Consider the following 23,564-nt stretch of genomic DNA (forward strand, 5'->3'; position numbering starts at 1 on the left):
TGCTCGGAAAGTCACGGCCGGGGAGGCAGCCAGGCCGAGGGAACGGACACGGGAAAATCCAGCAGCATCTGGGCGAAGCTCTTGCCCAGCGGGTCGGAGCGCAGGCTGGCCGAACCGCCGCCGCCCAGGGCCTGGTGCAGCACGAAGTTCAGCGCGTGCAGGCCGGGCGCCTCGAAGCGCTCCACGGCACCCAGGACCAGGTGCGCGAACCACTCGCGCACGGTGTGCGGATTCAGCTGCTCGCGCAGCAGCGGCAGGAACCGCGGGTCGCGAGCGATCACGCCGATGTTCTCGTCGTCGCCCTTGTCGCCGCTGCGGGCCCAGGCAATGGCCACCAGCGGCACCTCGGTGCGGGGGCCGGCCGGCAGTTCCGCCGGAGAGACAGGGGGAAGCGCCGGGGCGGCATGCTGGGGCCCCTCCAGCGCCGCGCAGCCCAGGCTTTCCTCGCGCTCGCCCATCCGCACCGTCAACGCCACCTCGCGCTTGGGCGCCAGGAAGGAAAACACCTTGACCACCTGGTGGATGTCGGCCACGCCGAACAGCGTGGCGCGCGTCCCGGCGGCCATGGAGGTGCCGGTGGAGGCGCATTCGCGCTGCAGGAAACGCAGGGCCCGCGCTTCGGGGTGGCGCGCGGCCACGCGCAGCATCACCTCGCGGGTCGGCACCGGCCGGGCGTTGGGACCGTACAGCGACTCGCAGCCGATCAGCTCGACGCTGGTCTCGGTGTAGTCGCCGAAACCCTTGTCGGCCATCATGCGGCGCGTGCGCGCCAGCAAGGCGTCGGCCGTCCGGCGCGCCTTGGCCGGCGCGTCGATGCCCCGAATGACCAGCGCCAGTGCGATCTGGTGTCCGCCGAGCCAGGTCCCGTTGCATTTGTAGTCGCGGCCCGGCGCACGGCCGCGCGCGCCGCTGACGCGCACATGGTCCGGATCCAGGGCTTCGGTGCGCACCTGGCGGAAGTCGCAGGTCACGTCCGGCATCAGGTAGGCCCCGGGGTCGCCCACTTCGTACAGGACTTGCTCGGCCACGGCGGCCGGGTGAATCAAGCCGCCGCTGCCCTCGGGCTTGGACAGCACGAAGCTGCCGTCGTCCGCGCAGTCGATCACCGGATAGCCGATGCAGTCCCAGTCCGGAACCTGCTCCCAGTCCGTGAACAGGCCGCCGGTGGCCTGGGCGCCGCATTCGACCACATGGCCGGCGAGGGTGGCGCTGGCCAGGCGGTCCCAGTCGGACCAGCTCCAGCCGAACTCATGCACCAGCGGCCCCACGACCACCGCGCTGTCCACGCAACGGCCGGTGATCACGATGTCGGCCCCCCAGGCCAGTGCGCGCGCAATGCCCTGGGCGCCGACGTAGGCGTTGGCGGACATCAGCTCGGCGGGCGGCGGCTCGCCGGTGTGCATGTCGGTCAGGCCGCCTTCGCGCCAGCCCGGCATGGCGTGCAGGACGTCGTCGCCGACCACCACCGCCACCTTGGGCGTGAGGCCCTGCTTTTGCGCCACGGCCAGCAGCGCGTCGCAGCAGGCCTGCGGATTCAGGCCGCCCGCGTTGGCGACCACCCGCACGCCCAGGCGGAGTATCTCGGCCAGGTGCGGCGCCATGGCCTCGTGCACGAAGTCGGTGGCGTAGCCTCGCGTGGCGTCTTTCGTCCGCGCCCGCGACATGATGGACATGGTGGTCTCGGCCAGGTAGTCGTAGACCAGGTACTGCAGGCCCGGCACCTTGAGCAATTGGGGCGTGGCGGTCGCCGAATCGCCCCAGAAGCCCGAGGCACCGCCGATCCGCACGTGGTTGCGCTTGTCGTTCATTTCGCTTCCTCCAGCGTCAGTGCGACCACCTGCGAGAGCTTGGCGCCGGCGCGGGCCTGGCTGCCGACCTGGACCGTCAGCTCGGTGATGCGACCCGCGAAAGGCGCGGTCAGCGTGTGTTCCATCTTCATGGCCTCCAGCACCACCAGCGTCTGGCCGGCCTCCACCACGTCGCCCACGGCCACACTGACGGCGGCCACGCGCGCGGTCAGCGGGGCGACCACCGCGCCGCTGCCCCCGGCCTGGCTGCGTGCCCGGCGCGGGTCCGGCCGCTTGAAGCACCAGGCCCGTCCCTGGCTGAACAGATGGACGCTGTCGCCGTCGAGGGCATACACCAGCGCTAGCACCTGGCCCTGGCATTCGAGCCACCAACGGCCGTCCGCCTCGGCGCGCAGCAGCGACACTTGCAGCAGCGCCGGATCGCCGGGCGACTCGGATCCGATCCGCCTCACGCTGGCCTGCACGCTGCCGCCGAGGGCCAGGAGTTCCACCTGCCAGCGATGGTCGCCCAGGCTCAGCGCGACGTTGTTGAGCGCGCGGCTCAGTTGGCTGCTCCCGCTCGCCGGCCAGCCTGCCGTGGCGAGTGCGGCCGCTGCGACGGTGAACGCCTCGGGTTCGCGCTGGCGCAGCGCCTCGCCCATGTGCTGCGCGACGAAGCCGGTGTGAACCTCGCCCTGCACGAAGGACGGATGGGCCAGGCAGTCGGCCAGGAAACCCTGGTTGCTGGCCGTGCCCAGCAGCACGCAGTCCTGCGTCGCCGACAGCAGCTTGCGACGCGCTTCTTCACGCGTGCGGCCGTGCGCCACGAGCTTGGCGACCATGGAGTCGTAGTGCGGCGACACCGCGCCGCCTTCGACCAGGCCGTGGTCCACCCGGACCTCGCGGCCGGGCGCGGGCGGCCGCCATCGCAGCACCGGGCCCCCTTGGGGCAGGAAGCCGGCGGCCACGTCTTCGGCGGTCAGCCGCACTTCGATGGCGTGGCCCTGGAAGACGACCTCCTCCTGCTTCAGCGGCAGAGGCTCGCCCGCAGCCACCCGCAGTTGCCACTCCACCAGGTCCAGGCCCGTGATGGCTTCGGTGACCGCGTGCTCCACCTGCAGGCGGGTGTTCATCTCCATGAAATAGAACTCGCCCGAGCGGTCGAGCAGGAATTCCATGGTGCCCGCCCCCACGTAGCCGATCGCCTGCGCCGCCTTGACGGCCGCCTGTCCCATGCGCGCACGCAGGGCTGGGGTGACGGCGGGGGAGGGGGCTTCCTCGATCAGTTTCTGGTGTCTGCGCTGCACCGAGCAATCGCGTTCGCCGAGATGGATGACCTGGCCGTGCGCATCGGCGAAGACCTGGATCTCGATGTGCCGCGGCTCCATCACCGCGCGCTCCAGGATCAGCTCGCTGGAGCCGAAGGCGCTCTGGGCTTCGGAGCGCGCGCTGGCCAGCGCCGCGGGCAGTGCGGCCGCGTCGTGCACCAGCCGCATGCCGCGTCCGCCGCCGCCGGCCGTGGCCTTGGCCATCACCGGAAAACCGATCTTCCCGGCGGCCGCGAGCAAGGTGGCGTCGTCCTGGTCGCGGCCCTGATAGCCGGGCACGCACGGCATGCCGGCGTCCAGCATGAGTCGCTTGGCCTCGGCCTTGTTGCCCATCGCCCGGATGGCATGCGCCGACGGGCCCACGAAGACCATGCCGGCGCGGTTCACGGCTTCGGCGAAGTCCTCGTTTTCGGCCAGGAAGCCGTAGCCCGGGTGGATCGCGTCCGCGCCGCCGCGCTGCGCGGCCTCGATGATCGCCTCGATGTTCAGGTAGGACGTGCGCGGCGCCGCGGCACCGACGCAGAAGGCGCTGTCGGCCTCGGTGACATGCGGGCTCCCGCGGTCGGCCTCGGAATAGATGGCGATCGTGCGCAAGCCCATGCGGCGCGCGGTGCGCATGATGCGAATCGCGATCTCGCCACGGTTGGCGATCAGCAAGGTGTGAAAGGGTCGGACCTGGGCGCTCATGCAGCAGTTCTTTCGAGTGGGAAGGCGGCGGCCGACGGGCCGTCGCCACAATGGTGGGCGGCGCGCACGGCGTCCGCATCGAAGCGCACGGTCCAGCTGGCGTCGCGTTTCTCGCGGAAGGCCAGGGTGCCTTCGGCGCCCTCGCTGCGCAGGCATTGCGCGAACACGCGGGCCGCGTCGTCCAGCAAGGCCGTCACCGGTTCGTGCGAGGCGGCGCGCGCGACCAGGGGCTTGAACGCACGGTTGGCGCCCGGCGCGCAGCGACCGATGCGGGTCAGCCATTGGGCTTCCAGGGCGTCCAGCGCAGCGCCGTCTTCCGCCAGCGCATCGACCAGGCCCAGCGCCAGTGCCTGCGCGCCGCTCACGCGCTCGCCGCTCAGTCCCAGTCGGCGCGTGCGCGCCGCACCCAGTCGGGCGACGACGAAGGGCGCGATCTGCGCGGCGATCACGCCCAAGGTGGTCTCCGACAGTGCGAAGCGGGCGTCGCCGGTGGCCAGCACCAGGTCGGCCGCGCAGGCCAGGCCGAAGCCGCCGCCCATGGCCGCGCCTTCGACGACCGCCAGCACCGGCACCGGCAGCTCGGTCAGCTGCTGCATGAAATGGCCGAACTGGCGATTGCGGGTGGCGATCGGGTCGCTGCCGTCGTCGTCGCCCTTGGCGTTCAGCACTTCGCGAAAGCCGCCGATGTTGCCGCCGGCACAGAACATGCTGCCGGCGCCGCGCAGCACCAGGGCGCGCACCTCGGTGTCCTGCGCCGCCAGCGTGAGGGTCGCCGCCAGTTCGGCCACCAGCGCGGGGCCCAGCGCATTGCGGCTGGCCGGCTGGTTCAGGGTGACGAACAGCACGCCGTGCAATCGGCGCACGACCAGGGTGTGGAAGCCACTGAGTTGTTCCATGATGGGGAGGTCTTTCCGGCTCAGCGCTTGCCCATCAGACCCATCTGCTTGGCGATGACCTGCATCATCACTTCGTCGGCGCCTCCGCCGATGGAACCCAGGCGGAAGTCCCGGTAGGCACGCGACACCGGGTTGTCCCAGGTGTAGCCCATGCCGCCCTGGAACTGCATGCACCACTCGGCGATTTCGCGCGACAGCCGGCCGGCCTTGAGCTTGGCCATGGATGCCAGCTCGACCACGTCGCCGCCGTTGATGTAGGTCTGCGTGGCCATGTAGACCAGGCCTCGCAGGGCTTCCAGCTCGGTCTTGAGTTCGGCCAGCTTGAACTGGATGAACTGGTTGTCCAAGAGCGGGCGGCCGAACGCGACGCGCTGCCGCAGGTAGTCGGCCGTCTCTTCGATCAGCTGCACGGCGGCCAGGCGGCGGGCCGCGGCGCCGAGGCGCTCTTCCTGGAACTGCTTCATCTGGTAGATGAAGCCCATGCCTTCTTCGCCGATGCGGTTGCGCACCGGAACGCGCACTTCGTCGAAGAAGATCTGTGCCGTGTCGGAGCACCACATGCCGAACTTCTTGATCTTCTGCACTTCCACGCCGCGAACGCGCTTGCCGCCCTCCTTGAGCGGCACGATGATCAGCGACTTGTTCTTGTGCGACGGGCCGTCCGAGGTGTTGCACAGCAGGCAGATCCAGTCGGACTGGGTGCCGTTGGTGATCCACATCTTCGCGCCGCTGATCACGTAGTCGTCGCCGTCGCGGCGCGCGCGGGTCTGGAGCGAAGCCACGTCCGAGCCCGCGCCCTGCTCGGACACGCCGATGCTGACCACCACGTCGCCGGCGATCGCCGGCGCCAGGAACTCGCGCTTGAGCGCGTCCGAGCCGAAGCTGGCCAGCGCCGGCGTGGCCATGTCGGTCTGCACGCCCACGCCCATGCTCACGCCCTGTGCGCGCACATAGCCCATGGCCTCGCCGGCCGCGACGGCGTAGCTGAAGTCCAGGCCCAGGCCGCCGTACTCGACCTCCTTGGTGATGCCCAGGAAGCCGAGCTGGCCCATCTTCTTGAACAGCTCGTGGGCCGGAAAGATCTCGGCGGCTTCCCATTCGTCCACGAAGGGATCCACTTCACTGGCCAGGAAGCGGCGGATGCTCTGCATGATGCTGCGGTGTTCTTCGGTGTACATATCTCGGTCCTTGCTGGGGATGGGGTCAGAAGCGGGCGACGCCGAACTGCATGGCGTGCGTGCGGCGCTGCTCGGCTTCGCGTGCGGTGGCCAGCACGAAGGCCAGCACCGCCCGGGTGTTGCGGGGGTCGATCATTCCGTCGTCGAGCATCAGGCCGCTGGTCACGAAGGCGCTCGACTGGGCGTCGAAGTTGGCGATGATCTCGGCCTTCTGGCGTGCCAGTGCCTCCTCGTCCACCGGCTTGCCCTTGCGTTCGGCTTGTTGGCGCGCCACGATCTCCATGGTCATCGCGGCCTGCTCGCCGCCCATGACGGCCGTCTTCGCGTTGGGCCAGCAGAAGCTGAAGCGCGGACGGAAGGATTGACCGCACATGCCGTAGTTGCCGGCGCCGAAGGACGCACCGCAATACAGGGTGATGTGCGGCACCTTCGAGTTGGACAGCGCCTGGATCATCTTGGAGCCGTGCTTGATCATGCCGGCCTCTTCGGAGGTCTTGCCGACGATGAAGCCGGTGGTGTTCTGCATGAAGACGAGCGGCGTGCCCGACTGGTTGCACAGCTGGATGAACTGGGCCGCCTTGGTCGCGCCGGCCGGGTCGATCGGGCCGTTGTTGGTGATGAAGCCGACCGCATGGCCCTCGATGCGCGCATGGGCGCACAGGGTGGACAGGCCGTAGTCGGGCTTGAAGGGCAGCCAGGCGGAGTCGTCGACGATGCGTCCGATCACCTCCCGCATGTCGATCGGCTTCTTGACGTCGAGCGGCATCACGCCGGCGAGCTCGTCGGGGTCGAGTTGAGGCGGGAGCCCGATGAGGGGCGACGCGTCGGCCGGCCAGTCGAGCGCCGCCAGGATGTCGCGCGCGATGGCGATGGCGTGCGCATCGTCCTCGCCCACGTACTCGGCCAGGCCGCTGACGCTGGCGTGCATGTCGGCGCCGCCCAGCTCCTCGTCGTTGGCGATCTCCCCGGTGGCGGCCTTGAGCAGCGGCGGGCCGGCCAGGAAGGCACGGGCGCGATTGCGCACCATGACGACATAGTCGGAAAGGCCCGGCATGTAGGCGCCGCCGGCGGTCGACGAGCCGTGCACCACGGTCACGACCGGCAGGCCTGCGGCAGACAACCGGGCCAGGTTGAAGAACAGGCTGCCGCCGCGGATGAAGCGCTCGACCCGGTAGCTGCGCAGGTTGGCGCCGGCCGATTCCACCAGGTGGATGAAGGGCAGGCGGTTCTCCAGCGCGATGTCCTGGGCCCGAAGCAGCTTCTTGCTGCCGGCGTCCACATAGGCCCCGGCGTTGATGCTGGAATCGGAGGCCGCCACCACGCAGCGCACGCCCGACACGAACCCGATGCCCACGATCTGTCCGCCGCCCGGCACCGAGGTCTCGGGGTCTTCGCCCTCGGCGCAGTAGCCGGCCATGTTGCCGAGCTCCAGGAAGGGGGCGCCGGGGTCCAGCAGCCGGCCGATGCGTTCGCGCGGCAGCAGGGCGCCGCGCTTGTCGAACAGGGCCTTGCCCTTGGCCGAGGCGTCGCGGGTGCGTTGCTCCAGTTGCTGCATGCGCTCGATCAGGGCCAGCATCCCGCTGCGCTGGCCGGCGAAGGCGGGCTGCACGGGGTCGATGCGCGATTCGATGGGTGTCATGTGTGTCGTTTCAATGGGAGGTGAGCAGCAGGGCGTCCAGGGCGACTGCGCCCTGGCCCTCGGCCTTGACCAGCAGAGGATTGACCTCCAGTTCCGCCAGCGTGTCGCCGCAGGCCATGGCGGCGCGCGAGACGGCGGCGATGGCAACGGCTGCGGCCTGCACGTCGGCGGCCGGCTTGCCGCGAAAGCCCTGCAGCAGGCGCACGGAGCGCAGCTCGCCGAGCATCTCGTGGGCCATGGCGGTGTCCACCGGCAGCAGTCGATGCGTCACGTCCTGGAACAGCTCGGTCATCACACCGCCCAGCCCCACGGTCATGCACAGGCCGAACACGGGGTCCCGGGTCACACCGATGATCAGTTCGCACACGCCTTGCTCCATCGGCTGCAGCAGCATGCCGCGCAGCTCGGCGTCGGGCGCGGCCCGCGCCACGTCGGCCAGCATCTGCTGCGCCGCCTGGCCGGTTGCGGTGGGGTCTGCCAGGTGGAGGCGAACGCCGCCGACCTCGGTCTTGTGGGCGATGTCGGGGCTCAGGATCTTCAGCGCGTGCGGGGCGCTCGTCTGTTCGGCCGCCGCTCTGGCTTCCGCGGCATCCCGCACCACGCGGGCCGCGCCCACGGGAACGCCGAACTGCGCCAGCCACTGCTTGACCTGGTGCTCGTCGCTGCGTGCCGCCAGCGGCGCAAAGGTGGCGCGGTCCTCGCGGGCACGCGCCTGCTCGAGCGCGCGCAGCGTGCCCCAATGCTCGCAGCGCGCGGCGCTTTCGGTCCAGCGCACCAGCGTGCCCAGGGCTTCGCTGGCGCGGGCCGCGTCGGCGAACACGGGAATGCCGGCGTCCTCCAGGGCCTGCCTGGTCTCCGGCTTGCCCGAGGTGGCCACCACCACGACCAGGCTGTCGGTGCGCGCGGACGCTTCGATCAGCTCGGGCGCGATGCGCTCGAACAAGGAGCCGGTGGCATAGACCAGCAGGATATCGGCCACTTCGTCGGCCAGCAGGATGTCCAGCACTTCGGTGGCGAGACGGCTGCGGCTGAACAGCTGGCCGGTCATGTCGACCGGGTTGCACACCATGGCGATGCCCGGCACGGTGGCGAGCAGCTTGCGCTGACTGGCCTCGGACAGGTTCGGCAGCTGCAGGTCTTGCGCGCTGAGCAGGTCCGCGGTCACGGCGCCCATGGCGCCGGAGATGGAGGCCACCACCACGCGTGAGCCGACGCGACGCTGGCGCAGGAAGCCCGTCAGGTAGGCCAGATCGCTCAGATGGACGGTATGGCGGGCTTGCATGACCCCGAGCTGCCGGAACGCCGCACGGTAGATCGCGCGGTTGCCGGCCAGCGCCGCGGTGTGCGACTGCGTGACCTCGGAGCCGCGGTCGCTTTCGCCGGCCTTGAGCACGATCAGCGGCTTGTGCATCTGGCGCAAGCGGGTCGTGGCCTGGATGAAGCGCTCGCCGCTCCTGATGCCTTCCAGATAGCCGGCGATGGCCTGCGTGCCGTCATCGCCGGCCAGGTAGTCGAGGTAGTCGGAAAACTCCAGGCAGGCCTCGTTGCCCGTGTTGATGAAATGCTGGAAGCGCATGTTCATCATCCAGCCGGTCACGTAGATGTCCGAGCACATGCTGCCGCTTTGCGTCACCAGGCTCACGTGCCCCTGCTTGTCGTCGGGCGGGAAGGCCCGGAACGTGGGCACGAAGGACGTGATGGCGCGCGTGCGCAGATTGGCCAGTCCCATGCAGTTGGGGCCGACGATCAGCATGCCGGTGCGCTCGGCGAACGCCACCAGGGCCTGCTGGCGCTCCACGCCCTCGCCGCCCACTTCGGCGTAGCCGGCGGCGTACACCATGGCGGCGGGGATGCCCTTGGCATGGCAGCGCTCCAGCATGGGAAGCACGTCGTCCACCGCGAGCGCCAGGACGGCCACGTCCGGCACCATGGGCAGCGATTCGACGTCGGGATAACAGGGGTAGCCGCCCAGCTCGGGGTACTTGGGGTTGATCGGAAATACCTGTCCGGCGAAGCCCAGCTTGGAGAGGTGGTCGATGGCAATGCCACCGATGCGATTGGCATCGCCGGAAGCACCGACGATGGCGATCGAGGCCGGGTTCAACACAGGTTCGAGGCGATGCGGGACGCGCGTCATGGAGGAGGGCGTGGCGTTTTTCATTGGGGGTGATTTCATTGCAGCGCGCGGGAAGTCGCAATTTGCGCGTCCCGGTTTGTCCATGATGTGGACGGATTCGTGGGTGCGAAGGGCACGCCTCCGGGGAAACCCCAGGTCGGGCGGTTGCCGCCCCCGCGTGTGGCTTGCCTCCGGCCGGATCTGCCGGGTGCTTCGCGGTCGCGATGGAGGCCCGAGGCCCGCTCAGGCGGCTTCGGCTGTCAGGCGCTGCTGCGCCTTCACTTCTTCGACGATCAGCGTCGCGATCTGGTGGCGTCGCGCCAGGGGCATGCGTGCCCGCGGCGAGACCACGGTGATGGTCGCCAGGCCTGACAACGGAACCTCGAAGGCATAGCCGGCACCGGCGACGCCGAACCCGGCAGCCAGGGTGTAGCCCAGCCGGCGACTGCGCTCGATGCCGGTCAGGATGCGCGCCGCGCTCAAGCCGTTGGCCAGGTACTCCGCTTCGTGCCTGGCGTAGTGCTGGCGGATCTCGGTATCGCTCAGGGCCGCCAGCAGCGCCAGGCTGCCGATGCCCAGCCCGAGCAGTCGGGTTTCGCCGACCAGGCCGCGCAACATCGGGTTCTCCGGCGGGACCTGTTCCAGGTGCAGGTTGTAGCTGTAGTCGCCGATGCCCACCCCCAGGAACACGCCTTCGCCGGTGCGGCGCGTCAGCCGCCGCATGGTGGGGAGGTAGGTTTGCACCAGCGGCGGGCGCGACATCGTGCGCAAGCCCAGCAGCATGGCCGCGGTGCCCAGGCGATAGGCGTGGGTCTTGGGGTCCTGCTCCGCGTAGTGCATGCGCAGCAGAAAACTGAGCATGCGGTGGATCGTGGGGCGGCTCATGCCGGTGCTCTGGATGAGCTGGCGCATCGACATGCCGTGGACGTGGTGATCGGCCAGCAAAGACAGCAGAGAGAAGGCGCGCTCGAGGCTTTGAACGCCGGTCGTGGGGGGGGTGGCGGGGCTCATGTGCGGGAAGCGTAGCGCATGAAATTGCTCACATGATGGACATTCGAAGCATTTTCGATTGGTGAAGCGCGCGCGCTGTCATGAAATCCGCCCCATTGAACTGATCAAGAGAGCGGTATGAGTGCCAATCAACTGGAGGAAGAGTTCCTGGCCTTTCTGGGGCAGGGGCGATTCATGTTGCAGCGTTCGCGGGCCAGCGGCGAATACGTGTTCTATCCGCGCGTGGCCGCGCCACGCAGCGGCCTGCGCGATCTCGAATGGGTGGAGGTGTCGGGTCGCGGCACCGTCTATTCGACGATCGTGGTGCGCACCCGGCCGCCGCAGGCGCCCTACAACGTGGCGCTGATCGACCTGGCGGAAGGGCCGCGCCTGTTGAGCCGCGTCGAAGGCCTGGCGCCGCAGGACGTGCGCATCGGCATGCCGGTGTGCGCCCGCATCAGCGAAGCCGAGGGCAGGCCGCTGCTGGTGTTCGATCCCGTCTCGGAGGCCGCATGATGCAGGACGCATTTCCGCGCGGACAGACGGCGATCGTCGCCGCTGCAACACATGGCATGGGCGAGTCGCCCGGCCTGAGCTCCATGGATCTGGCGGTGGGCGCCAGCCTCAAGGCGCTGGACCAGGTGGGGCTCACGCCGCAGGACGTCGACGGCCTGTTCATCGCCTTGCCGGACGACTTCATGTCCGGCATGGGGCTGGCCGAATACCTGGGCATCTCGCCGCGCATCACCGAGAACAACCGCACCGGCGGTTCGGCCTTCATGACGCACGCGATGTGGGCGGCCCTGGCCCTGAGCACCGGCCAGTGCGACGTGGCCTTGATCGCCTATGGCAGCAATCAGCGCAGCGCGGCCGGCGCGTTGATCAAATCGATGCGCGAAAGCCCTTACGAAACGCCCTACAAGATGCCACGCCCGGTGGGCGCCTACGCCCTGGCCGCGGCGCGCTACCAGCACGAATACGGGCTCAAGCGCGAACAGCTGGGCGAGGTGGCACTGGCCGCGCGCCGCTGGGCGCAGCTCAACCCGGACGCGTTCATGCGCGACCCGCTGAGCATGGACGACTACCTGGCCGCGCGCATGGTGACGGATCCGCTGGGTGTGCGCGACTGCTGCCTGGTCACCGACGGCGCGGCCGCCGTGGTGATGGTGCGCGCCGACCGGGCCAGGGACATGGTGCGAAAGCCGGTGTACCTGCTGGGTGCGGCCGCGGCCACCGAGCATCGCGAAATCAGCGCCATGCCCGATCTGACCCGCACCGCCGCGCGGCTGTCGGGGCGCCGCGCTTTCGCGCAGGCCGGCGTGCGGCCGCAGGACATCGACGTCGTGGAGCTCTACGACGCTTTCACCATCAACACCCTGCTGTTCCTGGAGGACCTGGGCTTCTGCGGGAAGGGCGAGGCCGGCAGCTTCGTCGAAGGTGGGCGCATCGCCCCCGGCGGTGCCCTGCCGGTCAACACCAACGGCGGCGGGCTGTCCTGCGTCCACCCGGGCATGTACGGCCTGTTCACCATGGTCGAGGCCACCGAGCAACTGATGGGACGTGCCGGCGACCGACAGGTGGTCGACGCGCAGCTGGCGTTGGCACACGGCAACGGCGGCGAGTTGTCCAGCCAGGCCACCCTGGTGCTCGGCACCCAGGACACCTTGTAGTCCGTCATCGTCAGGAGACATTCCATGGATTTGCGCTTCAGCGAGGAAGAGCAGGCGTTTCGCGAGGAGGTGAGGGCCTTCGCGCGCACCGCCTTGCCTCTGGATATCAAGAGCAAGGTGCTGTCCCATCAGCGCCTTGAACGGGACGATTTCGTGCGCTGGCACCGCACCCTGTTCGAACGCGGGTGGGGGGCGCCGGCCTGGCCCGTTGCGTTCGGCGGCACGGGGTGGAACCCCTTGCAGCGGACCCTCTTCGAGATCGAGTGCTTTCGCGCGGGTGCGCCCCGCCTGCTGCCGTTCGGGCTCGCGATGATCGGCCCGGTGCTGATCAGGTTCGCCAGCCCGCAGATGCAGGCCAGGTTCCTGCCGCGGATCCCGCCGATGCTGGACTTCTGGTGCCAGGGCTACTCCGAGCCCGGCGCGGGTTCGGACCTGGCGTCGCTCAAGACCCGCGCGGTGCGCCATGGCGGCTGTTATGTCGTCAACGGCCAGAAGACCTGGAACACCCTGGGCCACCATGCGGACTGGATGTTCTGCCTGGTCCGCACCGACCCGCAGGTGAAGGCGCAGGAGGGCATCTCGCTGCTGCTGATCGACATGAAGTCGCCCGGCATCACGGTGCGTCCCATCGTGACGCTGGACGGCGGGCGCGAGATCAACGAGGTCTGGCTGGAAAACGTCGAGGTGCCGGTGGAGAACCTGGTGGGCCAGGAAAACCAGGGCTGGACCTATGCCAAGTACCTGCTCGGACATGAGCGCACCGGCATCGCGGGGATCGGCCACTGCCACCGCGAACTGCACCTCCTCAAGCAGCTTGCCGCCGCAACGCCCTGCAAAGGCGGCTCGATGTTCGAGTCGCCGCGCATGCGCGACAAGATCGCGCGCATCGAGATGGAAGTCATGGCACTCGAAATGCTGCTGTTGCGGGTCGCTGCCGAGGACGGCGGCAAGGGGCCGGGCCCGGAAGCGTCCATCCTCAAGATCCGCGGCTCCGAGATTCAGCAGGATCTGGCCATGCTGCAGATGGAGCTCGCCGGCCCCTGCGCCTGGCCATTCGACCCGCAGTGGCTGGAGGCCGGACAGCAGCCCGGCATCGACGCGCCCGACTGGGCCGCGCCGTCGACCGCGACCTACTTCGATGCACGCAAGACCACGATCTACGGCGGGACCACCGAGGTGCAGAAGAACATCATCGCCAAGATGATCCTTGGGTTCTGAAGGGGGAATCATGGACTTTCAACGAAGTGAAGAGCAGCGCATGCTGGCCGACAGCCTGCGGCGCTACCTGGAAAGCGAATACGGCTTCGAGCAGCGTCGGCGCTCGGCCCGAGGCGGCGGCAGTTTCAGCCGCGCGACCTGGCGCGCGCTGGCGGAGCTGGGCGTGCTGGGGCTTTGCGTGGCGCCGCAGTACGGCGGGTTCGGCGAAGGCGCCGCCAGCCTGATGGTGGTGCAGCACGAACTGGGTCGCGCCCTGTTGCTGGAGCCGGTGACGCCGAGCGCCGTGATGGCCACCGCCATGCTTCAGGCCCATGGCAGCGAAGAACAGAAGGCCGAGTGGTTGACCGCCATGGCGGCCGGCGAACGCATCGTCACCCTGGCGTATCTGGAGCCGGGCCAGCGCGAGGCCGACGGCGACATCGCCACCACGGCCTCGCCCACCCCGCAGGGCTATCGCCTGAGCGGTCACAAGACCCTGGTCTGGCATGGCGAGGCGGCTGACGCAATGCTCGTGACCGCGCGTGTGGACGACGCTGGCATCGCCGTGTTTCTCGTGCCCCGGACGGCGCCGGGTGTGAGCTGCCGCGGCTATCCCACCATGGATGGCCTGCGTGCCTGCGACCTGTCGCTGCAGGAGGTGTCGCTGCCCGCCGAGTGCCGCGTGGGTGCCGTCGGCAGCGGCATGGCGGTGCTGGAATCGGGCCTCGACCATGGCATCGCCGCCCTGTGCGCCGAGGCCGGCGGTGCGATGGAGCGCCTGATCGAGCTGACCGGCGACTACCTGCGCACCCGCCAGCAGTTCGGTCGGCCGCTCGGCAGCTACCAGGCGTTGCAGCATCGCATGGCCGACATGCTGGTGCAGAAGGAACTGGCCGTCTCGATGGCGCATGTGGCGGCCCAGGCGCTGGATGAGCCGGACCCGGCCCGGCGCCGGCGGATGCTGGCGGCGGCCAAGTTCATGATGGCCAAGGCCGGCCGCTTCGTGGGGCAGCAGGCGGTGCAACTGCATGGCGGCATGGGCATGACCGACGAGCTGGCCGTGGGCGACTACTTCAAGCGCTTGACGATGCTCGATCCGCTGCTGGGCGACAGCGACAGCCAGCTGGCGCGCTATGCCGAGCTCCTCGAGCCCTGACGCCCCTTGCGGAAAGACTCGGCGCGCAAGCCCGCACTGAAGGGCCAGCAAAGGCTCCGAAAGAGGGCGGTTCGCCGGGCAGGCGAGCAAATGGCCCACATCGTGGACAAAGCGCCGTTCGCCGCTTGGACGATCAGGAATTCTCCCTTGAAATGAATTGGATGGCGCGCGCGACCTTCGCGAGCGCCTTCATCCATCAAATAAAAAGGAGACCCTGAGATGCCCAAACTGAAACGTCGATTCCTGATTTCGTTGTGCACGAGCGCTGCGCTGGCCACGGCATGCGGTGCCGTGCTGGCGCAGTCGGACAGCTTTCCAAGCAAGCCGGTGAAGATCGTGGCACCCTTCGCCGCCGGAGGCTCGTCCGATGTGATGATGAGGGCGATCGGCGAGCGGCTCTCGAAGATCTGGCAGCAGCCGGTGATCATCGAGAACAAGCCCGGTGCATCCGGCGCCGTTGCAGCGGACTCGGTCGCTCGGGCAGAACCCGACGGCTACACCGTTCTGCTGGCCGTCACGGCATTCGTGCAGGTGCCGCATCTCAGCAAGGTCTCCTACGACGCCCTCAAGGACTTCGCCCCGGTCTCCCAGCTCGCGACGCTGCCGATGCTCTTTGCGGTCAATCCGTCGGTGCCCGCAAAGAATCTGTCCGAGTTCGTGGCGCTCGCCAGGGCCAAGCCGGGGGAACTTGCGTTCGGCTCCTTCGGTGCGGGCTCGGCGGGTCACCTCTACATGGAGATGTTCCAGGATGCGGCCAAGATCAAGCTCCTGCATGTCCCCTACAAGGGCGAGCGGCCCGCACTGAGCGACCTTATGGGCGGGCAGATCGCGGCCGTCATGATGGGCGCTGCAGGTTCAGCCAACTACATCACCTCGGGCAAGCTGGTTCCCTTGGCGGTGACGGGCCCGGTCCGTTCGGACCAAGCCCCCGACACACCGACGTTCCCCGAAGCCGGATACACCGGCGCGGGCCTGGAGGCGCTTGGCTGGCTGGGCTTGTTCGTGCCGTCGAATACGCCACGCGCGAACGTGGAGAAGATGTCGCGGGATGTCGGCACCGTCCTGTCGCAGCCGGATCTGAGAAAGCGCATGCAGGAGTTCGGCTTCACCATGACGGGCACCAGCCCGGCTGCGTTCTCCACCATCGTGCGAAACGACTACGCGCGCTGGGGCCGGGTGATCCGCGAGCGCAACATCAAGATCGACTGACTGACCCGCGTCGACAGACAAGCCCAGGAGCTGCAATGTCCGCAATCTTTTCCCACATCAAGGTGCTCGACCTGTCCCGAGCCATTGCAGGTCCGATCGCCGCCCAGACCCTGGCCGACATGGGCGCCACCGTCTACAAGGTGGAGCGGCCGGGGCAGGGCGATGAACTTCGGCAACTCGGTCCGTACGTGGCTTCGCCTCATTCAGAGGCTGCAGGTGCCAAGGAGTCTGCGGCCTTCCATGCCTACAACCGCGGCAAGAAGAGCATCACCATCGACATCGCCACCGAGCGCGGCGCAGACATCGTGCGGCAGCTGGCGCAACGTTGCGATGTGCTGATCGAGAACTACAAGGCGGGCACGCTGAAACGCTACGGCCTCGACGAGGCACGCCTGCGCGCGGAGAATCCGCGACTGGTGTATTGCTCCGTCACCGGCTTCGGCCAGGATGGCCCCTACGCCAGCCGCCCTGCCTACGATTTCATCGCGCAGGGCCTGTCGGGACTCATGAGCACCTGCGGCGAACCGGACGGCGAACCGATGCGCACTTCGGTGCCGATGATCGACCTCACGACCGGGCACTACGCCGCCTTGGCGATCGTGAGCGCGCTCTACCACCGCGAGCGGACCGGCCAGGGGCAGTACGTCGAGGCCACGCTCCTCGACACTGCCGTTGCATTCAATGGGCACCTGGCGCAGGGGTACCTGATGGGCGGCCCCGTGCCACGACGCGCCGGCAATACCAACCCGATCGCTGCGCCATCGACCGTGCTGCCTTGCCGCGACGGCTCGGTGATCATCGCGGCCGGCAACAATCACCAGTTCAAGGCCATGTGCGAGGCACTCGAACGGCCGGGCCTCGCACAGGATGCGCGATTCTCCAACAATGCCGGCCGCGTCGCCAACGCCCCGGAACTTTATGCCGAACTGGCCCAGGCGCTCGCATCGCTGACGCGTGCTGAGGTGGTCGGGCGGCTGTCGGATGCGGCGGTTCCCGGCGGGCCGATCAACGACCTGGCCGACGTGTTCGCCGACGCTCAGGTGCGTCACAGAGGCCTGGTACAGAATGTGACGCTGCCTTGTGGTGGCAGCTATCCGGTGGTGCGTAGCCCGCTGCGGTTTTCGGACACGCCGGTGCTGCATCGTCCATCGCCGCGACTGGGCGAGCACACGGACGAGATCCTGCGCGAGGAGCTTGGGGTCGATGACGCCGCGCTGCGCGCGCTGCGTGAGCAGGCTATCCTTTGAAGGCGAAGCGGGCGCACGGCGAATGAATGCGAGCAAGCTCATCGGCCATCGCCTGCCGCCGTTCAGCATCCTGGTGGAGGCCGGCCGCCTGCGATTTTTCGCCAAAGCCACCGGACAGCAGGACCCCGTGTACCGGGACGCCGAGGCGGCTCGGCGCGCCGGCCATCCGGCCCTCCCGGTGCCGCCGACATTCCTGTTCTGCCTGGAGTCGGACGCGCCCGATCCGGCCGCCTTCCGCAACCTGGTCGGGCTGGACTACCGCAACGTGCTGCACGGCGAGCAGCACTTCGAATACCACGCGATGGCATTCGCGGGTGACACGCTGACCTTCGAGCCACGCATCGATGACCTGTACGAGAAGAAGGGCGGTGCCCTGCGCTTCGCGGTTCGCCACACCCGGGTGACGAACCAGCACGGTGGGCTGGTCGCCGAGCTGCGCTGCTTGACGGTCTCTCGTGTCACCGACGAAGCGCCGGCTTGAAAGCGCGTGTCATGAATCGCTTCAATTTGCGTTTTGCCGACGTGCAGGTGGGCGACGAGCTTCCCGTCCTGGCGCTGCCACCGGTATCCAGACTCGACCTGGCCCTGTACTGCGGCGCCTCCGGTGACCACAACCCGATCCACGTGGACCTGGACTTCGCACGCGCGGCCGGCATGTCCGACGTGTTCGCGCAAGGCATGCTCTCGATGGCCTGGCTGGCACGCCTGCTGACCGACTGGGTGCCCCAGGAGCGAATCCGCCGCTACAACGTGCGATTCACGGCGATCACGCAGCTCGGCGATGTCATCCACTGCCGGGGCCGCGTGATCGAAAAAATCCACCTCCAAGGCGAAGCCTGCGTGCGCCTGGCCGTGAGCACGAGCAACCAAGCCGGCGAGATCCGGCTGACAGGGGAAGCCTGGGTGGCACTGCCCGAATGACGTAGCGCGACAGAACCCGCGGCGGCGCAGGCGCCAGGTCGTCAGGCGCGCCGGATGTCGCTGATCAGGCCGGACGCGCGGGTGGCGACTTCCCTCACCGTGGCCTTGAGGAAGTCCAGTTCATTGCGAAAGCGTTCGGTCGGACCGGCCACGTTGAGCGAGGCGACGCACAGGCCCGAGGCATCCAGCACCGGCGCCGCCACCGACGCCAGGCCGCGTGTGTAGCGATCGAACGAACAGGACAGTCCCTCGGCGCGGATCTGCTCCAGTTCCTGGCGCAGGCCGGCCCGTGTCATGGCCTGCTCCATCGGCACCTTGAGGTTCACCGAGGCCAGGTAGGTCCGCAGCCAGGCGGTGTCGGAATGCGCGAGCAGCAGTCGGCCGGCCGAACTGGCGTACAGCGGGCGCGAGGTGCCCACGGGGATCTGATAGCGGATCGGGTGCGGACTCGGAATGATCTCGACATAGGTGATCACTTCGGCCTCCGGCACCAGCACGCCGAGCATCACGGTCTCGTGCGTGCGCTGTGCCAGCTCTTCCATGAAGGGGCGAATCAGCGGCGGGAAGTCCCAGGCCGCCATCACACCGGCGGCCAGGCGAAAGATGGCGGGCCCCAGCCGGTAGCTGTTGCCCGCGTGGACCAGAAACCCTTCACCGACCAAGGGGCGCAGCAGGTTGAGCAGGCTGCTCTTGGGCGACTCCAGCGCGAGATTGAGTTCCGCCAGCGTCATGCCGCCGGGCCGCTGAGACAGCAGTTCGAACAGACCCAGCACGCGGGTCAGGGAGCGGGGACCGCTGGGCTCGCTGCTGGGTTCGTCTTTCGTCTCGGAGCTTGAAGGGGTTCGGGTCATCACCAATTATCGACCGCCGGGCGAGCGGAAATTGGGCCGGCGCTTCTCCAGGAAAGCGTTCACGCCTTCGTGCGATTCCTCCGTGCCGTAGAACAGGCTGAGGGCCTGCATGCCCATGCCGCCGATGCCGCGGATGTTGTCGGAGTCGGCGTTGAAGGAGCGCTTGGCGATGGCGATGGCCGTCGGGCTGAGGGCCAGGATTTCCGCGCACCAGCGCTCGACCTCGGCATCGAGCTGGTCGGCCGGGACCACCGCGTTCACCAGTCCCATGTCGAGGGCCTGCTGCGCGCTGTAGCGGCGGCACAGGAACCAGATTTCGCGGGCGCGTTTTTCGCCGACCACGCGCGACAGGAATGCGGTGCCGAAGCCCGGGTCGACCGAGCCGACCTTGGGGCCGACCTGACCGAAGACGGCGGTGTCCGAGGCGATGGCGAGATCGCAGCAGGTCACCAGCACGTTGCCGCCGCCGATCGCGAAGCCGTTGACGCGCGCGATGACCGGCTTGGGCACATCCCGGATCAACGCTTGCAGTTCTTCCACCGGCAGCCCGATGACGCCGCGGCCGTCGTAGCCGCCGTCATGTGCCGACTGATCGCCGCCGGTGCAGAAGGCCTTTTGCCCCTCGCCGGTGAGCACGATGACGCCGATGGATTTGTCCCAGCCCGCACGGTTGAGCGCGTCGATCAGCTCGTCGCAGGTCTTGCCGCGGAAGGCGTTGTATTTGTCCGGGCGATTGATGGTGAGGTGGGCCACGCCATTGCGCGCCTCGTATCGGATGTCGGTGTACTCGGTCATGAAAAAAGCTCCAGAAATGATCGGTGAGTGGGGTGGGATTTCCCACTGTCCGGATCATGTCATAAATCTTCCGGTTGATAAACTATGTGAACGCTGTTCTAATAACTGAACTGATCGACGAGTCCATTCCGGACTTCGAAACCACAGATTGAATGGAGACGACGACGTGTCTGGAGCCTTGTCGCGCCTGCGGGTGCTGGATCTGACGAGAGTGCTGGCGGGGCCTTGGTGCACCCAGATGCTGGCGGACCTGGGGGCCGATGTGATCAAGGTCGAACGCCCCATCTCCGGTGACGACACGCGGCACTGGGGACCGCCGTGGGTGGGCGATCGCGACGGACGCGACACCACCGATTCGGCCTACTTCACCTCGGCCAATCGCAACAAGCGCTCTGTCGCGGTGGACCTCGCGCGGCCCGAGGGGCAGGCCTTGATCAAGGCACTGGCCAGCCGTTGCGATGTGCTGGTGGAGAACTTCAAGGTGGGCGACCTCGCGCGCTATGGCCTGTCTTACGAGGACCTGCGCGCCGAGAACCCGCGCCTGATCTATTGCTCGGTCACCGGCTACGGCCAGGATGGCCCCTATGCCGATCGCCCCGGCTACGACTTCGTGTTTCAGGGCGAAGGCGGATTGATGAGCATCAACGGCCTGTCGGACGACGAGGTCGGCGGCGGCCCGGTGAAGACCGCCATCGCCATCGCCGACGTGCTGGCGGGCCTGAACGCCACCATCGGCATCCTGGCGGCGCTCGAGAACCGCCATGCCAGCGGGCAAGGGCAGCACATCGATGTCGCGCTGCTCGACACCGTCGTGCAGTTCGGAGCCAACCAGATCGCCAGCTACTTCGCCACCGGAGACATTCCGCGGCGCTGGGGCAATCAGCATCCCAACCTCACGCCATACCAGACCTTCCCCACCTCGGACGGCCACATCATCGTCGCGTGCGGCAACGACGGGCAGTTCCGCAAGCTGTGCACGGTGCTCGGGTGCGAAGACCTGTGCAACGACGATCGCTTCCGGCAGATGTCGGGGCGCAACGTCCATCGCAAGGCACTGGAGCGGCTGCTGAGTGCCACCTTCGCCCAGCACGGCACGGCCCACTGGCTGACGGCGCTCGAAGGCATCGGCGTGCCGATCGGTCCGATCAACAACTACCAGCAGGTGTTCGAACACCCGCAGGTGCGTCACCGCGCGTTGCGTCTGGACCTGCCCCATGCGGCCGGCGGCACGGTCGGCACCGTGAAGAACCCGATCCGGCTGTCGCAGACGCCGGTCGAGTACCGCCTCGCGCCGCCGCTGCGCGGACAGCACACGAACGATGTCTTGTCCGACGTGCTGGGCCTGGACGCGGCGGGCATCGACGCCCTCGCGCGTGCGGGTGTCATTGAAACCACGGCAGTCGACTGCTGATCCCCGAGACTTCCTATGTCCTACAGCTTGAATGAAGACCAGCGTCAGATCCAGGACCTGATCCGGCGCGTGGCGCGCGAGCGCGTGGCGCCGCGCGCCGACCAGATCGACCGCGAGGCCGAGTACCCCCACGACATGTTCGACCTGCTCAAGGAGCTGGGTCTTTTCACCCTGCCATTCCCCGAGCGCTATGGAGGCACCGGCAGCCTGCTGTCGGCTTGCATCGCGATCGAGGAACTGGGGCGCGTCTGCTACAACACGGCCTACCTGCTGCTGGTCCAGTGGCTGCCTTTCGGCGCCTTGCTGGCAGGCGGCACCGAGGCGCAGCAGCAGCGCTGGCTGCCCGGCCTGGCCAGCGGTGAACTGCGCGGCGCCTTCTCCACCACCGAAGCGCAGAGCGGCTCCGACGTCAGCGGCATCAAGACGCGGGCCCTTCCCGTGGACGGCGGCTTTCGACTCAACGGCGCGAAGATCTGGTGCACCAACTCCGACCTCGCCGATTTCGTGCTGGTGGCCGCACGCGAGGGCGCCGAGCCCAAGGCGCCGATCAGCATGTTCATCGTCGAGAAGGGCATGGCAGGCTTCGCCGTCGGCAAGAAGGAAGACAAGATGGGCGCACGCGGCGTGCCCTCCTGCCCGCTGTTCTTCGACGATGTGTTCATCCCGCAGGGCAACAAGCTCGAGGGCGGCTTCAAGGCGGTGATGGCGTCCTTCAACGCCAGCCGCCCGCTGATCGGCGCGCGCGGCGTCGGACTGGCGCAGGGGGCGCTCGATCACGCGGTCGGCTTCATCCAGGGCCGCGCCGCGTTCGGCCAGCAGGTCAGCGACTTCCAAGGGGTGCGCTGGATGGTGGCCGACATGCACATCCAGACCGAAGCCGCGCGCCAGCTGGTCTATCGCGCGGCCTCGCTGGTCGATGCCGGTGCACACGCGGACGAGGTGGCCCCGGCGGCCGCGATCGCCAAGTGCTTTGCCTCCGACACCGCGATGAAGGTCGCGACCGATGCCGTGCAGCTCTTCGGGGCCGCGGGCATCTCGTCCGAGTACTCGATCAACCGCTACTTCCGCGACGCCAAGGTGCTTCAGATCATCGAAGGCACCAACCAGATCCAGCGAAACATCATCGCCAACAGCGTGCTGGGCCGCCCGGCCCGCGCCTGACCATCATCAACCTGAGGAGACAGCATGAACGCCAATGACATCGAGACCGTGGGGCTCGGCCAGTATTTCGAAGACCTGCCCGTGGGGCGCAAATTCCGCACCATCGGCCGCACCATCCAGGACGCGGACATCTGCGCCTTCATCAACGTCATCCACATGACCGAGGTGCTCTTCACCGACATGGAGTTCCTGAAGAACGAGTCGGACATCAAGGGGCGGCTGGCCCCGGGTGCGCTCAGCTACTGCTTCGCCGAGGGGCTGCTGGCGCAGGCCACGATGCAGAAGACCGGCTATGCCTTCCTGGGCATGGAACTCAACATCAAGAACCCGGCGTTCGCGGGCGACACCATCCACGTGGAATGCGAGGTCGTCGAGGCCCGGCTCTCCAAGAGCCGGCCGGGCCGCGGGCTGGTGCGGACCTTCAACCGCGTGGTCAAGCAGGACGGCACCGAGGTGCTGACCTACACGCCGCTGCGAATGATCAAGTGCAAGGGCTGAGCCCGTCGTTACCCCCAATCATCGAGAAGACAGGAGATTTGACATGCGAGGCTTGAAGAACAAGGTGGTGCTGGTCACCGGTGGTGCAGGCGGAATCGGCGCAGCCTTGTGCCACCGCTTTGCCGAAGAAGGCGCCCATGTGGCCGTGCTGGATCTGAACACAGCGGCTGCGGCCAAGGTGGCCGAGGCCATTCGCGCCGCCGGCGGCACCGCCACCAGCCAGGGCGCCGACATCAGCGATCACGCGGCCGTGCTCGCGGCCACCGAGGCGATCGAGGCCGAGCTCGGTCCGGTGGACGTGCTGGTCAACAACGCGGGCTGGGACCATGCGGCGCGCTTCCTGGACACCTCGCCCGAGCTGTGGCGAAAGATCATCGCCATCAACCTCGAGGGGCCGCTCAATCTGCACAGCTGCGTGGTCAAGGGCATGGCGGCGCGCGGCAGCGGACGGGTCATCAACATCGCGTCCGACGCGGGACGCGTCGGCTCCTCCGGCGAGTCGGTCTACTCCGCCTGCAAGGGCGGCATCATCGCCTTCTCCAAGACCCTGGCGCGCGAACTGGCGCGCAAGAAGATCAATGTGAACGTGGTCTGCCCGGGGCCGACGGACACCGCGTTGTTTCGCGACTTTGCCGGCGAGGGCGAAAGCGGCGACAAGCTGCGCGGCGCGCTGGCCAAGGCGATTCCCTTCGGCCGCCTGGGCCAGGCCGACGACGTGGTGGGCGCGGTCTGCTTCCTGGCGTCCGACGACGCGGCCTTCATCACCGGGCAGGTGCTGTCGGTGTCCGGCGGCCTGACCATGGCGGGCTGAGTCATGGTTCGCTCCC

Annotated in this window: 21 protein-coding genes; 12 read left to right on the forward strand and 9 right to left on the reverse strand. The window is 68.2% G+C overall.

The features are described 5' to 3' along the window. Nucleotides 1-11 precede the first annotated feature (11 nt). From AC1DYK_RS20625 to AC1DYK_RS20655, 7 genes are all read right to left on the reverse strand, one after another. Nucleotides 12-1,808 carry an acyclic terpene utilization AtuA family protein gene (locus AC1DYK_RS20625; protein ID WP_478167999.1) on the reverse strand — a complete coding sequence of 599 codons (1,797 nt, stop codon included), beginning with the start codon at nucleotides 1,806-1,808 and terminating at the stop codon, nucleotides 12-14. Continuing rightward, nucleotides 1,805-3,802, reverse strand: a complete 1,998-nt coding sequence (locus AC1DYK_RS20630; protein WP_478168000.1) for an acetyl/propionyl/methylcrotonyl-CoA carboxylase subunit alpha — start codon at nucleotides 3,800-3,802, stop codon at nucleotides 1,805-1,807. Before AC1DYK_RS20630 ends, AC1DYK_RS20625 begins: the two co-directional genes overlap by 4 nt. Beyond that, the gene (locus AC1DYK_RS20635) at nucleotides 3,799-4,698 is read right to left on the reverse strand and encodes an enoyl-CoA hydratase/isomerase family protein (protein WP_478168001.1); all 900 of its coding nucleotides are present in this window, start codon (nucleotides 4,696-4,698) and stop codon (nucleotides 3,799-3,801) included. Before AC1DYK_RS20635 ends, AC1DYK_RS20630 begins: the two co-directional genes overlap by 4 nt. A 20-nt stretch (nucleotides 4,699-4,718) precedes the next feature. Further along, a complete protein-coding gene (locus tag AC1DYK_RS20640) occupies nucleotides 4,719-5,876 on the reverse strand; it encodes an acyl-CoA dehydrogenase family protein (protein ID WP_478156306.1) in 1,158 nt (385 codons plus the stop codon). 25 nt (nucleotides 5,877-5,901) lie between these two features. Next, complete coding sequence (locus AC1DYK_RS20645) at nucleotides 5,902-7,515, reverse strand: acyl-CoA carboxylase subunit beta (protein ID WP_478168002.1); 1,614 nt, start codon at nucleotides 7,513-7,515, stop codon at nucleotides 5,902-5,904. Nucleotides 7,516-7,525: 10 nt separating this feature from the next. After that, nucleotides 7,526-9,676 carry an acetate--CoA ligase family protein gene (locus AC1DYK_RS20650; RefSeq protein ID WP_478168003.1) on the reverse strand — a complete coding sequence of 717 codons (2,151 nt, stop codon included), beginning with the start codon at nucleotides 9,674-9,676 and terminating at the stop codon, nucleotides 7,526-7,528. Between the two features lie 198 nt (nucleotides 9,677-9,874). Continuing rightward, complete coding sequence (locus tag AC1DYK_RS20655; protein ID WP_478168004.1) at nucleotides 9,875-10,642, reverse strand: IclR family transcriptional regulator; 768 nt, start codon at nucleotides 10,640-10,642, stop codon at nucleotides 9,875-9,877. Nucleotides 10,643-10,759: 117 nt separating this feature from the next. Here AC1DYK_RS20655 and AC1DYK_RS20660 point away from each other — a divergent pair, with 117 nt between their 5' ends. From AC1DYK_RS20660 to AC1DYK_RS20695, 8 genes are all read left to right on the forward strand, one after another. Beyond that, nucleotides 10,760-11,137: a Zn-ribbon domain-containing OB-fold protein gene (locus AC1DYK_RS20660; RefSeq protein ID WP_478168005.1), complete on the forward strand. Its 378-nt coding sequence runs from the start codon at nucleotides 10,760-10,762 to the stop codon at nucleotides 11,135-11,137. Further along, nucleotides 11,134-12,291: a thiolase gene (locus tag AC1DYK_RS20665; RefSeq protein WP_478168006.1), complete on the forward strand. Its 1,158-nt coding sequence runs from the start codon at nucleotides 11,134-11,136 to the stop codon at nucleotides 12,289-12,291. The genes AC1DYK_RS20660 and AC1DYK_RS20665 overlap by 4 nt, the downstream gene beginning before the upstream one ends. Before the next feature lie 24 nt (nucleotides 12,292-12,315). Continuing rightward, nucleotides 12,316-13,509, forward strand: coding sequence for an acyl-CoA dehydrogenase family protein (locus AC1DYK_RS20670; RefSeq protein ID WP_478168007.1), 1,194 nt, complete (start codon nucleotides 12,316-12,318; stop codon nucleotides 13,507-13,509). Between the two features lie 10 nt (nucleotides 13,510-13,519). Continuing rightward, on the forward strand, nucleotides 13,520-14,644 hold the full coding sequence (locus tag AC1DYK_RS20675; RefSeq protein ID WP_478168008.1) for an acyl-CoA dehydrogenase family protein: 1,125 nt from the start codon (nucleotides 13,520-13,522) through the stop codon (nucleotides 14,642-14,644). Nucleotides 14,645-14,971: 327 nt separating this feature from the next. Then, nucleotides 14,972-15,853: a tripartite tricarboxylate transporter substrate binding protein gene (locus AC1DYK_RS20680; RefSeq protein ID WP_478168009.1), complete on the forward strand. Its 882-nt coding sequence runs from the start codon at nucleotides 14,972-14,974 to the stop codon at nucleotides 15,851-15,853. 35 nt (nucleotides 15,854-15,888) lie between these two features. Further along, nucleotides 15,889-17,100, forward strand: coding sequence for a CaiB/BaiF CoA transferase family protein (locus tag AC1DYK_RS20685; protein WP_478168010.1), 1,212 nt, complete (start codon nucleotides 15,889-15,891; stop codon nucleotides 17,098-17,100). A gap of 22 nt (nucleotides 17,101-17,122) precedes the next feature. After that, the gene (locus AC1DYK_RS20690; RefSeq protein WP_478168042.1) at nucleotides 17,123-17,581 is read left to right on the forward strand and encodes a MaoC family dehydratase N-terminal domain-containing protein; all 459 of its coding nucleotides are present in this window, start codon (nucleotides 17,123-17,125) and stop codon (nucleotides 17,579-17,581) included. An 11-nt stretch (nucleotides 17,582-17,592) separates the two neighbouring features. Further along, a complete protein-coding gene (locus AC1DYK_RS20695; RefSeq protein ID WP_478168011.1) occupies nucleotides 17,593-18,021 on the forward strand; it encodes a MaoC family dehydratase in 429 nt (142 codons plus the stop codon). A 41-nt stretch (nucleotides 18,022-18,062) separates the two neighbouring features. Here the strand turns inward: AC1DYK_RS20695 and AC1DYK_RS20700 are convergent, their stop codons facing one another. Together AC1DYK_RS20700 and AC1DYK_RS20705 are read right to left on the reverse strand one after the other, a co-directional pair. After that, on the reverse strand, nucleotides 18,063-18,794 hold the full coding sequence (locus AC1DYK_RS20700) for an IclR family transcriptional regulator (RefSeq protein WP_478168012.1): 732 nt from the start codon (nucleotides 18,792-18,794) through the stop codon (nucleotides 18,063-18,065). 84 nt (nucleotides 18,795-18,878) lie between these two features. Next, entirely contained in the window at nucleotides 18,879-19,667 is a 789-nt protein-coding gene (locus AC1DYK_RS20705) for an enoyl-CoA hydratase-related protein (RefSeq protein WP_478168013.1), read from the reverse strand. Between the two features lie 166 nt (nucleotides 19,668-19,833). On the opposite strand from AC1DYK_RS20705, the gene AC1DYK_RS20710 reads away from it, so the two are divergent. The 4 genes from AC1DYK_RS20710 to AC1DYK_RS20725 are packed head-to-tail and all read left to right on the forward strand — an operon-like array spanning nucleotide 19,834 to nucleotide 23,548. Continuing rightward, complete coding sequence (locus AC1DYK_RS20710) at nucleotides 19,834-21,078, forward strand: CaiB/BaiF CoA transferase family protein (RefSeq protein WP_478168014.1); 1,245 nt, start codon at nucleotides 19,834-19,836, stop codon at nucleotides 21,076-21,078. A 15-nt stretch (nucleotides 21,079-21,093) separates the two neighbouring features. After that, on the forward strand, nucleotides 21,094-22,239 hold the full coding sequence (locus AC1DYK_RS20715) for an acyl-CoA dehydrogenase family protein (protein WP_478156314.1): 1,146 nt from the start codon (nucleotides 21,094-21,096) through the stop codon (nucleotides 22,237-22,239). A 24-nt stretch (nucleotides 22,240-22,263) separates the two neighbouring features. Further along, nucleotides 22,264-22,737 carry a MaoC family dehydratase gene (locus AC1DYK_RS20720; protein WP_478090153.1) on the forward strand — a complete coding sequence of 158 codons (474 nt, stop codon included), beginning with the start codon at nucleotides 22,264-22,266 and terminating at the stop codon, nucleotides 22,735-22,737. A 43-nt stretch (nucleotides 22,738-22,780) separates the two neighbouring features. Then, nucleotides 22,781-23,548, forward strand: a complete 768-nt coding sequence (locus AC1DYK_RS20725; RefSeq protein ID WP_478168015.1) for a glucose 1-dehydrogenase — start codon at nucleotides 22,781-22,783, stop codon at nucleotides 23,546-23,548. The last annotated feature ends 16 nt before the right edge of the window (nucleotides 23,549-23,564 follow it).

The organism is Variovorax sp. P2_H12 (assembly GCF_056403395.1).